Annotated in this window: 12 protein-coding genes; 11 read left to right on the forward strand and 1 reads right to left on the reverse strand. The window is 68.0% G+C overall.

Annotation, left to right across the window (positions count from 1 at the left end; all coding sequences use genetic code 11):
* Positions 1–216 precede the first annotated feature (216 nt).
* The 9 genes from AZL_RS15205 to AZL_RS15245 all read left to right on the forward strand — a co-directional run bounded on the left by AZL_RS15205 (position 217) and on the right by AZL_RS15245 (position 9,679).
* Positions 217–888 (forward strand): GNAT family N-acetyltransferase, encoded by a 672-nt coding sequence (locus AZL_RS15205; RefSeq protein WP_012975387.1) that lies wholly within the window; start codon positions 217–219, stop codon positions 886–888.
* A gap of 190 nt (positions 889–1,078) precedes the next feature.
* Positions 1,079–2,488, forward strand: coding sequence for a tRNA (N6-isopentenyl adenosine(37)-C2)-methylthiotransferase MiaB (gene miaB / locus AZL_RS15210; protein ID WP_086935376.1), 1,410 nt, complete (start codon positions 1,079–1,081; stop codon positions 2,486–2,488).
* Entirely contained in the window at positions 2,485–3,597 is a 1,113-nt protein-coding gene (locus tag AZL_RS15215; RefSeq protein ID WP_052293680.1) for a PhoH family protein, read from the forward strand. Before miaB ends, AZL_RS15215 begins: the two co-directional genes overlap by 4 nt.
* A complete protein-coding gene (gene ybeY / locus AZL_RS15220; protein ID WP_012975390.1) occupies positions 3,594–4,100 on the forward strand; it encodes an rRNA maturation RNase YbeY in 507 nt (168 codons plus the stop codon). The genes AZL_RS15215 and ybeY overlap by 4 nt, the downstream gene beginning before the upstream one ends.
* Positions 4,097–5,053 (forward strand): hemolysin family protein, encoded by a 957-nt coding sequence (locus AZL_RS15225; RefSeq protein WP_012975391.1) that lies wholly within the window; start codon positions 4,097–4,099, stop codon positions 5,051–5,053. Before ybeY ends, AZL_RS15225 begins: the two co-directional genes overlap by 4 nt.
* Before the next feature lie 125 nt (positions 5,054–5,178).
* A complete protein-coding gene (lnt, locus tag AZL_RS15230) occupies positions 5,179–6,792 on the forward strand; it encodes an apolipoprotein N-acyltransferase (protein WP_012975392.1) in 1,614 nt (537 codons plus the stop codon).
* Between the two features lie 129 nt (positions 6,793–6,921).
* Positions 6,922–7,416 (forward strand): helix-turn-helix domain-containing protein, encoded by a 495-nt coding sequence (locus AZL_RS15235; RefSeq protein ID WP_012975393.1) that lies wholly within the window; start codon positions 6,922–6,924, stop codon positions 7,414–7,416.
* A gap of 223 nt (positions 7,417–7,639) precedes the next feature.
* Positions 7,640–8,821 (forward strand): methionine adenosyltransferase, encoded by a 1,182-nt coding sequence (gene metK, locus AZL_RS15240; protein WP_371304222.1) that lies wholly within the window; start codon positions 7,640–7,642, stop codon positions 8,819–8,821.
* 120 nt (positions 8,822–8,941) lie between these two features.
* Complete coding sequence (locus tag AZL_RS15245) at positions 8,942–9,679, forward strand: tRNA (guanine(46)-N(7))-methyltransferase TrmB (RefSeq protein ID WP_012975395.1); 738 nt, start codon at positions 8,942–8,944, stop codon at positions 9,677–9,679.
* On the opposite strand, the gene AZL_RS15250 is transcribed toward AZL_RS15245, so the two are convergent.
* Positions 9,648–10,007 (reverse strand): antibiotic biosynthesis monooxygenase family protein, encoded by a 360-nt coding sequence (locus AZL_RS15250; RefSeq protein ID WP_012975396.1) that lies wholly within the window; start codon positions 10,005–10,007, stop codon positions 9,648–9,650. The genes AZL_RS15245 and AZL_RS15250 overlap by 32 nt on opposite strands.
* 275 nt (positions 10,008–10,282) lie before the next feature.
* Here AZL_RS15250 and rimP point away from each other — a divergent pair, with 275 nt between their 5' ends.
* Together rimP and nusA are read left to right on the forward strand one after the other, a co-directional pair.
* Positions 10,283–10,783 carry a ribosome maturation factor RimP gene (gene rimP / locus AZL_RS15255; RefSeq protein ID WP_012975397.1) on the forward strand — a complete coding sequence of 167 codons (501 nt, stop codon included), beginning with the start codon at positions 10,283–10,285 and terminating at the stop codon, positions 10,781–10,783.
* Between the two features lie 135 nt (positions 10,784–10,918).
* Positions 10,919–12,451 (forward strand): transcription termination factor NusA, encoded by a 1,533-nt coding sequence (nusA, locus tag AZL_RS15260; protein WP_012975398.1) that lies wholly within the window; start codon positions 10,919–10,921, stop codon positions 12,449–12,451.
* Positions 12,452–12,487 lie beyond the last annotated feature (36 nt).

Genomic DNA, 12,487 nt, shown 5'->3' on the forward strand with positions numbered 1-12,487 from the left:
AACGGCCGATGAGCCTTGTCCATGTCTCGTTCGCACGCCCTTCGCATCCGACGACGGAGCCACGCACCGCGCATCGCGGTTGCGGCCGTCATTGGATCGCGTGCGGACGCCAAGGGCGCGACGGGGAGCTGACACCCCCCGGCCCTTCCGGCGGCGGCGCGATCCGCCCCTCAGAAGACTTCTGAGAAGACCTTCTTCCCGCCGGGAGCCCAACGCATGATCATCACCGTCGAAGAGCCCAAGCACGCCGCCGCCATCGAAGCCCTGCTGGACGTCTCCTTCGGTCCCGACCGTTTCGCCAAGACCGCCTACCAGCTGCGCGACGGCGTCGATGCCATCGCCGCCCTCAACCTCGTCGCCATCGACCATGACGAGCATGGGCGCGAGGTGGTGGTGGGCACCATCCGCTACTGGCCGATCCTGGTCGGCGGCACCACCCGGTCGATCCTGCTCGGCCCCATCGCGGTGGCCGCCCATCTGCAAGGCAGCGGGCTGGGCAGCAAGCTGATCCGGATGAGCCTGAACAAGGCGGTGGCGCTGGGCCACCAGTCGGTGATCCTGGTCGGCGACGCCCCCTATTACGAGCGGTTCGGCTTCTCCCGCGCCCTGACGCTGGGCATGGAGATGCCGGGTCCGGTCGACATGAACCGGTTCCTGGCCTTGGAACTGGTCGAGGGTGCGCTTGCCGGCGCCTCCGGCATGATCGGCAAGCCGGAAGCGGCGGACATGACGGATGCCGGCTTCGGCGCGACGCCGGTGCTGGCGGGCGAGCCCCCCGCCCCGTTCGGTTCCCTGTTCGGCCGGACGGCGGCGGAGCGGCTGTGGACCGACCGCGTGCGCCGGACCGACTGGTTCCGGCGCGGCGGTCTTCAGGCCGGGACCGCCTGACGATTTCGGATCGCGGAAAGCGTCCGGTTGCAAACATGGGTGGGGCGAAGCGGGATTGACTCGATTCGCCCCACACGCGATACCATCTTTCCAGGAGCGACGCCGGACCGACGGCGTGCCGCGCGCCACGCAGCATCGTGAGCGCGCTATTCGTCTTTGTTCAATGCGGAAGAATGCGGAAGGGTGCGGGTTGACCAAGAAGCTGTTCATCAAGACCTGGGGCTGCCAGATGAACGTGTACGACTCCGCCCGGATGGCGGACGTCCTGGCACCGCTGGGCTACCAACCGGTCGATGAGCCGGATGGCGCCGACATGGTGATCCTCAACACCTGCCACATCCGCGAGAAGGCGGCCGAGAAGGTCTTCTCCGAGCTGGGCCGGCTACGCCAGATGAAGGACCGCAAGGCGGAGGCCGAGGACGGCCGGATGATCCTGGCGGTCGCCGGCTGCGTCGCCCAGGCGGAGGGCGAGGAGATCGTCGCCCGCGCCCCCTTCGTCGACATGGTCTTCGGCCCGCAGACCTACCATACCCTGCCGGAGATGGTGGCGAAGGCCAGCCGCGCCGCCGGCAGCGTGCTGAACACCGACTTCCCGGCCGAATCCAAGTTCGACCTCCTGCCGGAGGAAGCGGGGTCCCAAGGCGTCTCCGCCTTCCTGGCGGTGCAGGAGGGCTGCGACAAGTTCTGCACCTTCTGCGTGGTGCCCTACACCCGCGGCGCCGAATTCTCCCGCCCCGCCGGCCAGATCCTGGCCGAGGCGAAGCGGCTGGTCGCCGGCGGCACGCGCGAGATCACCCTGCTGGGCCAGAACGTCAACGCCTGGCACGGCGACGGGCCGGACGGCGCCACCTGGGGCCTCGGCCGGCTGATCCGGCAATTGGCGGAGATCGACGGGCTGGAGCGCATCCGCTACACCACCTCGCACCCGCGCGACATGGCCGACGACCTGATCCGCGCCCATGCCGAGGTGCCGCAGCTGATGCCCTATCTGCATCTGCCGGTACAGGCGGGCTCCGACCGCATCCTGGCGGCGATGAACCGCAAGCACAGCGCCGACGACTACCGCCGTCTGGTCGACCGGCTGCGCGACGCCAAGCCCGATCTGGCGATGTCCGGCGACTTCATCGTCGGCTTCCCCGGCGAGAGCGACGCCGATTTCGCGGCGACGCTGAAGCTGGTCACCGACATCGGCTATGCCCAGGCCTACTCCTTCAAATACAGCCCGCGTCCCGGTACCCCGGCCTCGGTCGAGGGATCCCAGGTTCCGGACGAGGTGAAGGAGTCCCGGCTGGCGGCGTTGCATCAACTGCTGAACGCCCAGCAGGTCGCCTTCAACCATGGCTTCGTCGGTCGCAGCGTGCCGGTGCTGTTCGACCGGGTCGGCCGCCGCGGCGGCCAGCTGCTCGGCCGCAGCCCCTGGATGCAGTCGGTCCATGCCGAGGCGAACGAGCGGCTGCTCGGCCGCATCGTCGAGGTGCGGATCGGCGCCGCCCTGCCCAACAGCCTCGCCGGCACCGTGGTGACCACGGAAACCACCACCGGCGCGCCCCCCGCCGCCTCTCCCTTCCAGCCCGCCGTAACCCTGGAGGCAAGCGCTTGAACGGTCTGCCCGAACGGCGCATCGACGTCCAATTCGATGACAACCGGCTTCTGCCGATGCTGTACGGGGAGCATGACCGCCACCTCGCCCGCATCGAATCCCTTCTCGGCGTCTCGCTGATCTCCCGCGGCAACACCCTGACCATCTCCGGCCCGCCCGAGGCCGCCGAGACGGCGCAGACGGCGCTCAACGGCCTGTACCAGCGGCTGACCCGTGGCCAGACCATCGATGGCGGCGAGGTCGACGGCGCCATCCGCATGGCGACCGCGGTCCCCGCTTTCGCCGCCCCCGCTTTCGCCGCCACGGCGGGTGGCGAGGAGCAGCCGCGCGCCGCCGGCCAGCCGGCGACCGTCGCCCGCGCCGAGATCGCCTTGCGCACCCGTCGGCGCGGCCCGATCACCCCGCGCTCGCCCACCCAGGCCGCTTATCTGCAAGCACTCGCCGAGAGCGAACTGGTGTTCGGTCTCGGCCCCGCCGGCACCGGCAAGACCTATCTGGCGGTGGCCCAGGCGGTGGCTCTGCTGACCACCGGCCAGGTCGACCGCATCGTGCTGTCACGCCCGGCGGTCGAGGCCGGGGAGCGGTTGGGCTTCCTGCCCGGCGACCTGAAGGAGAAGGTCGATCCCTACCTGCGCCCGCTCTATGACGCGCTGCATGACATGCTGCCGGCGGAACAGGTGAAGAAGCGGCTGGAGTCCGGCGAGATCGAGATCGCACCGCTCGCCTTCATGCGCGGCCGGACGCTTGGCAACGCCTTCGTCATCCTGGACGAGGCGCAGAACACCACGCCGATGCAGATGAAGATGTTCCTCACCCGTCTCGGCGAGGGCGGGCGGATGGTCGTCACCGGCGACATCTCGCAGATCGACCTGCCGACGGGCACCCGCTCGGGCCTGCGCGACGCGCTGGACATCCTGCGCGGGGTGGAGGGCGTGCGCTTCGTCCGCTTCACCGACGCCGATGTCGTCCGTCACCCGATGGTGGCCCGCATCATCCGCGCCTATGATCAGGCCGACGCCCGCGAAGCGGTGCGCAAGCAGGCCCGCCGCACTAGTTACGATACCGAAACGACAATCAACAGCAGTGCGACTGTTGGGGAACCGGAATGACGACCGCCGTCGATATCACTGTTTCACGTGAAGCCGGCGATTGGGCCGGGGATGCCGAATGGCTGGCCGAGCGCGCGGCGCTCGCGGCGCTCGCCGCCACCTATGACGACGAGGAAGGCCCGGCCGAGCTGTCGGTCGTGCTGGCCGACGACGCGCTGGTCCATCAGCTGAACCGCGACTATCGCGGCAAGGACAAGCCGACCAACGTCCTGTCCTTCGCCCTGACCGAGGCGGAGGAGCCGGAGCCGGAAGAGGGCATGCCGGTGATGCTGGGCGACGTCATCCTCGCCTTTGAGACGGTCGTGCGCGAGGCCTCCGAACAGGGGAAAAGCCTCGAAGACCACCTGACCCACCTTGTGATGCATGGTGTTCTGCATCTGCTGGGGTATGATCACGAGACGGACGACGAGGCCGAGGAGATGGAGGCGCTGGAAACCCGGCTTCTCGCCAGCTTCGGCATCGCCGATCCCTATGCCGCCAACCACCAACCGCCGGACCGATGAGCGAGATATCCGACAGTCGCACGCCCCGTGATGACAACGGGGCCGAAGACCATTCCCTGGGCCACCTGTTCAAGGGGTGGCTCCGCACCGTGTGGGGCGGCCGCGAGGACAATTCCCTGCGCGGCACGATCGAAGAGCTGATCGCCGGCCTGGACGATGCCGCGAGCGCCGACGGCGAGGATTCGCTGGGCACCGGCGAGCGCGCGCTGCTGACCAACATCCTGAAGCTGCGCGACCGCACCGTCGCCGACGTCATGGTGCCGCGCGCCGACATCATCGCCGTCGACATCGACACCCCCTTCCCCGCCCTGGTCCAGCGCGTCGCCGAGGAAGGCCATTCCCGCCTGCCGGTGTTCCGCGAGACGCTGGACGACGTCGTCGGCATCATCCACATCAAGGACGTCATGACCCTGCTGGCGAAGCAGGCCGTCTCCGCCGAGGGTCTGAGCCGGAACCCGGACCTGTCCGGCATCATCCGCGAGGCGAAGATCGTCGCTCCCTCGATGCATGTGCTCGATCTGCTGGTCCAGATGCGCCAGACCCGCCAGCACATGGCCCTGGTGGTGGACGAGTTCGGCGGCATCGACGGCCTCGTCACCATCGAGGATCTGGTGGAGGAGATCGTCGGCGAGATCGAGGACGAGCATGACGAGACCGAAGCGCCGCGGCTGCTCGAACGTCCCGACGGCAGCCTGATCGCCGACGCCCGCCTGCCGATCGAGGATTTCGAGGACCGTGTCGGCCCGGTGCTGACCGAGGAGGAGCGCGAGGACATCGACACGCTGGGCGGCCTGGTGGTTTCCATCGCCGGGCGCGTGCCCGGGCTGGGCGAACGGCTGGTCCATCCCTCGGGCCTGGAATTCGAGATCGTCGATGCCGACTCCCGCCGGCTGAAGCGCCTGCGCGTCCACAATGTCCCGGCCAACAGTTCGGAGTTGGCGGAGACGGCGTAACGGGATGGGGGCGGCACGACGCCCCCACTTTCACAACCCAGCCTAGCCCAACAACAGCCTTGGCGCTCCCGCCCGGCCACATTACCTATGGCGCCGCCCGCCCCGCCGCTGCCGGAGTTTCCGCCTTGACCGCCACCGACACCCTGCCCGTCCCGGCCCGGCTGGGCCGCGTTTCCGCGCGGCTGGCCGCACTGGCCGGCTGGCGCCGGCTGGCCGCCGCGGCGTTGCTGGGCGGGCTTGCCACCCTGGCGCTGCCGCCGGCCAATGTCGTGCCGGTTCTGCTGATCGCCTTTCCCGGCCTGCTCTGGCTGTTGCAGGGGGTCGCGACGACGCGGGGCGCCTTCGCCGTCGGCTGGTTCTTCGGCTTCGGCCATCATCTTCTCGGTCTCTATTGGATCAGCGCGGCGCTGTTCACTGACATCGAGCGTTTCTGGTGGGCCCTGCCGCTGTCGGCGGTCGGGCTGCCGATCCTGCTGGCGATGTTCAGCGGTGGCGCCACCCTGACCTTCCAGCTGCTGCGCCGGCGCGGCTTCGGCGCCGGGCTGGCGCGGCCGCTGCTGTTCGCGGCCTGCTGGTGCCTGTGGGAATGGCTGCGCGGCCATGTCTTCACCGGTTTCCCGTGGAACCTGGCCGGCTATGGCTGGGTCGGGGTGCTGCCGGTGCTGCAAACCGCCTCGCTGGTCGGCATCTATGGGCTGACCCTGCTGACCGTGCTGGTGGCCGCCCTGCCCGCCACCTTGCCCGACCGCGACACAACGCCGCGCCGCGCCCGGGCCGCCGTCGCCGCCGGTCTGGCGTTGCTGGCGCTGCTGGGCGGTTGGGGCGCCTGGCGGCTGGCCGGCGCGATCGACGAGCCGGTGCCGGGCATCCGGCTGCGGCTGGTCCAGGCGGCGATCGACCAGCGGCTGAAATGGGCGCCGAGCGAACGGGTGCAGAATTTCCAGAGCCATCTCGCCCTGTCCGCCGCCCCGCCCTCGGACCCTTCGGCCCCGCCGCCCAACCTCATCATCTGGCCGGAAACCGCCGTCCCCTTCTTCGTGGAGGAGGATGCGCGGGTGCGCCAGGCGATGGCCTCGGTCACGCCGCCGGGCGGGCTGCTGATCACCGGGGCGCCGCGGACCACGTTGGGTGCCGATGGCGAGCGCCGCTATTTCAATGGCATGGTGGCGGTGGACGGCAGCGGCGCCGTGGTCGCCGACTATGACAAGTTCCACCTCGTTCCCTTCGGCGAATACATGCCGCTGCGGCAATGGCTGCCGGTCGGCGCCATCGCCGGCAATGGGGCGGAATTCTCCCCCGGCACCGGCCCGCGCACCCTGCATCTGGACAGCCATGTGGCCGGACTGCCCTCCTTCAGCCCGCTGATCTGTTACGAGAGCATCTTTCCCGGCGCCGTGGTCGATGGCGCCGACCGCCCGCGCTGGCTCCTCAATCTGACCAATGACGCCTGGTACGGCCGCACCGCCGGCCCGCACCAGCATTTCGCCATCAACCAGGTCCGCGCGGTCGAGGAAGGGCTGCCGCTGGTCCGGGTGGCGAATACGGGAATATCCGGGGTGGTCGACTCGTACGGTCGTGTGCGACACTTGCTCTCACTGGGAGAGCGAGGTTTCATCGATACCACATTGCCGAAAGCGCCGGACGGCGTCACAGCCTATGCCCGTATGGGCGACTGGATTTTCGGCTTAGTGCTTCTTGGCTGTTTTTTGACGGCCTTGTCCTCGCGATATCACCGGTAACCCAGCAATACGGGCAATCGGGCCCCCCATGTAGGTTAAGTTCGTGTAAACGGGTTGACCGAACCGGGCTTGACTGCATACGTGGATATGTCGTAACTAGGTTGCACAACCTCTACAGGGATAAACGAGATGCAGACTGAAACTGGGGCGCCGCGCGGGCGCCGTGCGGGTGCCGGCCGTCCGAAGACCGGAAAGCCGAATCCCATCGACGTCCATGTCGGCTCCCGCGTCCGTCTTCGCCGCACTCTTCTCGGCATGAGCCAGGAGAAGCTGGGCGAGGCCATCGGCCTGACCTTCCAGCAGGTGCAGAAGTACGAGCGCGGCGCCAACCGCATCGGCGCGTCCCGCCTGTTCGACCTCAGCCGCGTTCTGGACGTGCCGGTTTCCTTCTTCTTCGACGACATGCCGGCCGAAGCGGCCGCCGCCCGCGTCGAGGATGACGACGAGGCGGGCGCGTCCGACGAGCGGTCCGCCAACACCTACGAGCCCGATCCGATGGCCAAGCGCGAGACGCTCGAACTGGTCCGCGCCTATTACAAGATCAACGACCCGTCGGTGCGCAAGCGGCTGTTCGAGCTGACGAAAGCGGTCGCCAGCGCCGCCGTGGCCGAAGCCGCCGAGTAACCTCCGCCGATCGTTTCACGGCCTGTATACCCACCGAACGGGGAAGGCGCGGCGCGGCCGTGCCCACCCCTTCGTGTGGAGCCGTTCTATGATCGGTCCATCGCCTTACTGCCGGTAGTCTTCTTGACCACGGCTGGATTCCTTGCCACAACCGGTGTTGGACCGGTGTCTGCGGCCGCTGTACCGGTCTGCCGTTTCGGCTCATGAAATAGCGTGCCGCCGAATGCCGAGGTTTCCCGTGGCAAAGCTCAACTACGTCTTCACCAGCGAGTCCGTGTCGGAAGGTCATCCCGACAAGGTCTGCGACCGCATTTCCGACGCCATCGTCGATCTTTACCTTTCGCACGACCCGCAGGCCCGCGTGGCCGTCGAGACGCTGGCGACCACCAACCAGGTCGTCCTGGCCGGCGAGGTGCGCGGCCCCGACAGCATCAAGGCGGACCAGCTGGTCGCGGCCGCCCGCGCCGCGGTGAAGGACATCGGTTACGAGCAGGACGGCTTCCATTGGGAGAAGATGGACGTCAAGTGCTTCGTCCACTCCCAGTCCGCCGACATCGCCGTCGGTGTCGACGCCGCCGGCAACAAGGACGAGGGCGCCGGCGACCAGGGCATCATGTTCGGCTACGCCTGCCGCGAGACCCCGGCGCTGATGCCGGCCCCGATCTATTACAGCCACGCCATCCTGAAGTCGCTGGCCGAGGCCCGCCATTCCGGCGCCGCGCCGCAGCTGGGCCCGGACGCCAAGAGCCAGGTCACCCTGCAATACATCGACGGCCGCCCGACCCGCGCCACCGCCATCGTGCTGTCGACCCAGCATGCCGAGGGGCTGGACCAGGAGGCCGTTCGCGAGATCGTCCTGCCGCACATCGTCAACTGCCTGCCCGAAGGCTGGATGTGCGAGCCGAAGAATCTCTACGTCAACCCGACCGGCCGTTTCGTCATCGGCGGCCCGGACGGTGACGCCGGCCTGACCGGCCGCAAGATCATCGTCGACACCTATGGCGGTGCCGCTCCGCACGGCGGCGGCGCCTTCTCCGGCAAGGATCCGACGAAGGTCGACCGCTCCGCCGCCTATGCCGCCCGCTATCTCGCCAAGAACGTCGTCGCGGCCGAGCTGGCGGAGAAGTGCACGATCCAGGTCTCCTACGCCATCGGCGTGTCGAAGCCGCTGTCGGTCTATGTCGACACCCACGGCACCGGCAATGTCGACGAGGACCGCCTGTCCGACGTGCTGCAACAGCTGGTCGACCTCAGCCCGCGCGGCATCCGCACGCATCTCGGCCTGAACAAGCCGATCTACGCCCGCACCGCCGCCTACGGCCATTTCGGCCGCGAGCCGGAGGTTGACGGCGGCTTCTCCTGGGAGAAGACCGATCTGGTCGAGGCCCTGCGCGGCGCCTTCTGATCGCCCCAACCGGCGCATCACCGACATCGAAGGGACGGCGGAGGCTGGAAACGGCCTCCGCTGTCTTTTTGTATAAGCCCGTTTCGTGCCGACCCCGCTCTTCGAACCGCATCAGCCGCCATGACCGACAGCAAAACCGACCAACAGACAGACAACGCTCCGCAGACCGAAACCGGAAACCGGCTGTTCGGCCGGCGCAAGGGCCGTCCCCTGCGCAAGCGCCGGACCAGCCTGATCGAGGATCTGCTGCCGCGGCTCCAGATCCCGATGCCGAAACCCGGCGACGGCCTGGACCCCGCCGGCCTGTTCGACACGCCCAAGCGCGAGGTCTGGCTGGAGATCGGCTTCGGCATGGGCCATCACCTCGCCTGGCAGGCGGGGCGCCATCCGGATGTCGGTGTCATCGGTGCCGAGCCCTTCCTCAACGGGATCGCCGGCCTGCTCGGCATGGTCGAGGACGAGACCTTGCGCAACGTGCGCGTCCATCCCGACGACGCCCGGCCGCTGCTCGACGCCCTGCCCGACGCCTCCATCGGCCGCGCCTTCGTGCTGTTCGCCGATCCCTGGCCGAAGAAGCGCCACGCCGACCGCCGCTTCATCGGGCCGGAGAATCTGCCGCGGCTGGCCCGCGTGCTGAAGGACGGGGCGGAGCTGCGCCTGGCCAGCGACGACATGGGGCTGGTGCGCTGGATGCTGGAACACACGGTGAAGCATCCCGATTTCGAATGGACGGCCCGCCGCCCGTCGGATTGGCGTGTCCGCCCCGACGACTGGCCGGCGACCCGCTACGAGGAAAAGGCGATCGCCGCCGGCCGCAAGCCGGTCTTCATGCGTTTCGTCCGCCGTCCCCGCGCGTGACCGGCCGCGGCGGCTTCTCCAGCGGATCCGGCATCGCGGCGAACGGAGCGGCGAAATGCTCCACCAGCGGGAACGGGTCGTAGAAGTGATGAAGCCGCCTCTTCCACTCCGCATAGCGGTCGGAGCCGCGAAATCCTTCGGTATGGTCCTCCAGGCGCTCCCACCACACCAGCAGCAGGTAACGGCCGCCATCCTCCAGGCAGGGCCGGACCTCCATGCCACGGAAGCCGGGTGAAGCCGCGATCAGCGGACGGGCTTCGGCCATCGCCAGTTCGAACCCGTCCCGTTCGCCCGGCCTGACGTTTAGAATCGCCGCTTCCAGGATCATTCCAGCCCCTTTCCGACACCGCCGGCACCAGTTCCGCTTGTAAAGGAACGGCGTGTTTCCGAAAAGGCTTGCGGCATCGGGCGGAATGACTATATTGACCCTCTGTGAACCCATACGGATCGGCGGCCCGGGCAACCGGGCCGGCGAGACGCTTTGCGGGTGGGCTTTTGCCCACTTATTTTTTTATGAGCGTGTGGAAGCACGCGCTTCTTAAACCTTCTGTTGTGGAAACCTCGTCCGGTTCGATCCCGGCCGCAGGCTTTGGGTCAGGTGGAATGGACGCTACAGGTCGCATCGAACAGATCATCACGCCGTCGGTCGAAGCCATGGGCTATGAGGTCGTGCGCGTACAGATCTCCGGCGGCCAGCGGGCGGTTCTCCAGATCATGGCGGAGCGCGCCGACGGCGCGCCCATGACTGTCGAGGATTGCGCCGACATCAGCCGCTCCGTCTCCGCCCTTCTCGATGTGGAAGACCCGATCCGCGAGGCCTACACGCTGGAGGTCAGCTCGCCCGGCATCGACCGGCCGCTGACCCGGCTCAAGGATTTCGAGCGCTTCGCCGGCTTCGAAGCCCGGCTGGAAAGCCGCATGGCCATCGATGGCCGCAAGCGCTTCAAGGGCATGCTGAAGGGCGTCGAGGACGGCCTCGTGTGCATCGATACCGAACAGGGAGCCGCCCGGCTGGAGTTCGACAACATCCTGCGCGCCAAGCTGGTGCTGACGGACGATCTGATCCGCGCCAGCCAGGAGCAGCAGGACGGGCCGCACAACTGACCGGCCCGTCCGCGAGGACGAAGACGCCGCGACGCGCCCCCCGATCGCCGAACGAATAGCCCGCCACCGACATCCCGCCGACCGGACATCACGCAAGACCGGCATCACGCAAGACCGACCCAGGAAGTGTAACGGATGGAACTGCTGCAAGTCGCTGACGCGGTCGCCCGCGAAAAGAACATCGACCGGGACGAAGTCCTGGAGGCGATGGAACAGGCGATTCAGAAGGCCGGCCGCTCCAAGTATGGCCACGAGCACGACATCCGCGCCCGCATCGACCGCAAGACCGGCGACATCCATCTGACCCGCCACCTGGAGGTGGTCGAAACGGTGGAGAACGAGGCGACCCAGGTCACCCTGCCCTACGCCCAGCGCCGCAAGGCCGGCGCCAAGCTCGGCGATTTCCTGGTCGATCCGCTGCCACCGATCGATTTCGGCCGCATCGCCGCCCAGACCGCCAAGCAGGTGATCGTCCAGAAGGTGCGCGACGCCGAGCGCAAGCGCCAGTTCAACGAGTACAAGGACCGCAACGGCGAGATCGTCAACGGTCTGGTCAAGCGCGTCGAATACGGCAACGTCACCGTCGATCTGGGCCGCGCCGAAGCGATCCTGCGCCGCGACGAGCTGCTGCCGCGCGAGCATTTCAAGAACGGCGACCGTGTGCGCGCCTATATCTTCGACGTCCGCGAGGAACCGCGCGGGCCCCAGATCTTCCTGTCGCGCACCCATCCGATGTTCATGGCGAAGCTGTTCGCCCAGGAAGTGCCGGAAATCTACGACGGCATCATCGAGATCAAGGCGGTCGCCCGCGATCCGGGCAGCCGCGCCAAGATCGCCGTTCTGAGCCACGACAGCTCCATCGATCCGGTGGGCGCCTGCGTCGGCATGCGCGGCAGCCGCGTCCAGGCGGTCGTCGGCGAGCTTCAGGGCGAGAAGATCGACATCATTCCGTGGAACGGCGAGGCACCGACCTTCGTGGTCAACGCCCTCGCCCCGGCCGAGGTCGCCAAGGTCGTTCTCGACGACGACAACCACCGCATCGAGGTGGTGGTGCCCGACGACCAGCTGTCGCTGGCCATCGGCCGCCGCGGCCAGAATGTCCGCCTCGCCTCGATGCTGACCGGCTGGGACATCGACATCCTGACCGAACAGGAGGAGTCGGAGCGCCGGTCCGAGGAGATCCACAACCGCTCCGCCCTGTTCATGCAGGCGCTGGACGTCGATGACGTGATCGCGCATCTGCTGGTCGCCGAAGGCTTCACCTCGGTGGAGGAGATCGCCTTCGTCGAGACCGAGGAGCTGGCCGAGATCGAAGGCTTCGACGAGTCGGTCGCCGACGAGCTGAAGCAGCGCGCGCTCGCCTTCCTCGACGTGCAGGACGAGCAGGCCAACCTGCGCCGTCTGGAGCTGGGCGTCGAGGACATCGTCGCCGAGCTGACTGGCTTCAACGCCACGCAACTGGTGAAGCTGGGCGAGAACGGCGTGAAGACGCTGGATGATCTGGCCGATCTGGCCGGCGACGAGCTGGTCGAGATCCTCGGCAAGGACGGCCCCTCGGAGGAGGAGGCGAACGCGATCATCATGGCCGCGCGCGCCCACTGGTTCGAGGGTGAGGAACAGGGCGCCACCGCCGAAGGCTCGGCGGATGGTCAGGGCGCGCAGGCCTGACCGGCGGCAATGCCGGTTGGAACTGCGCCCGACAGG

It is taken from the genome of Azospirillum sp. B510, assembly GCF_000010725.1.
Classification (GTDB): Bacteria; Pseudomonadota; Alphaproteobacteria; order Azospirillales; family Azospirillaceae; genus Azospirillum; species Azospirillum lipoferum_B.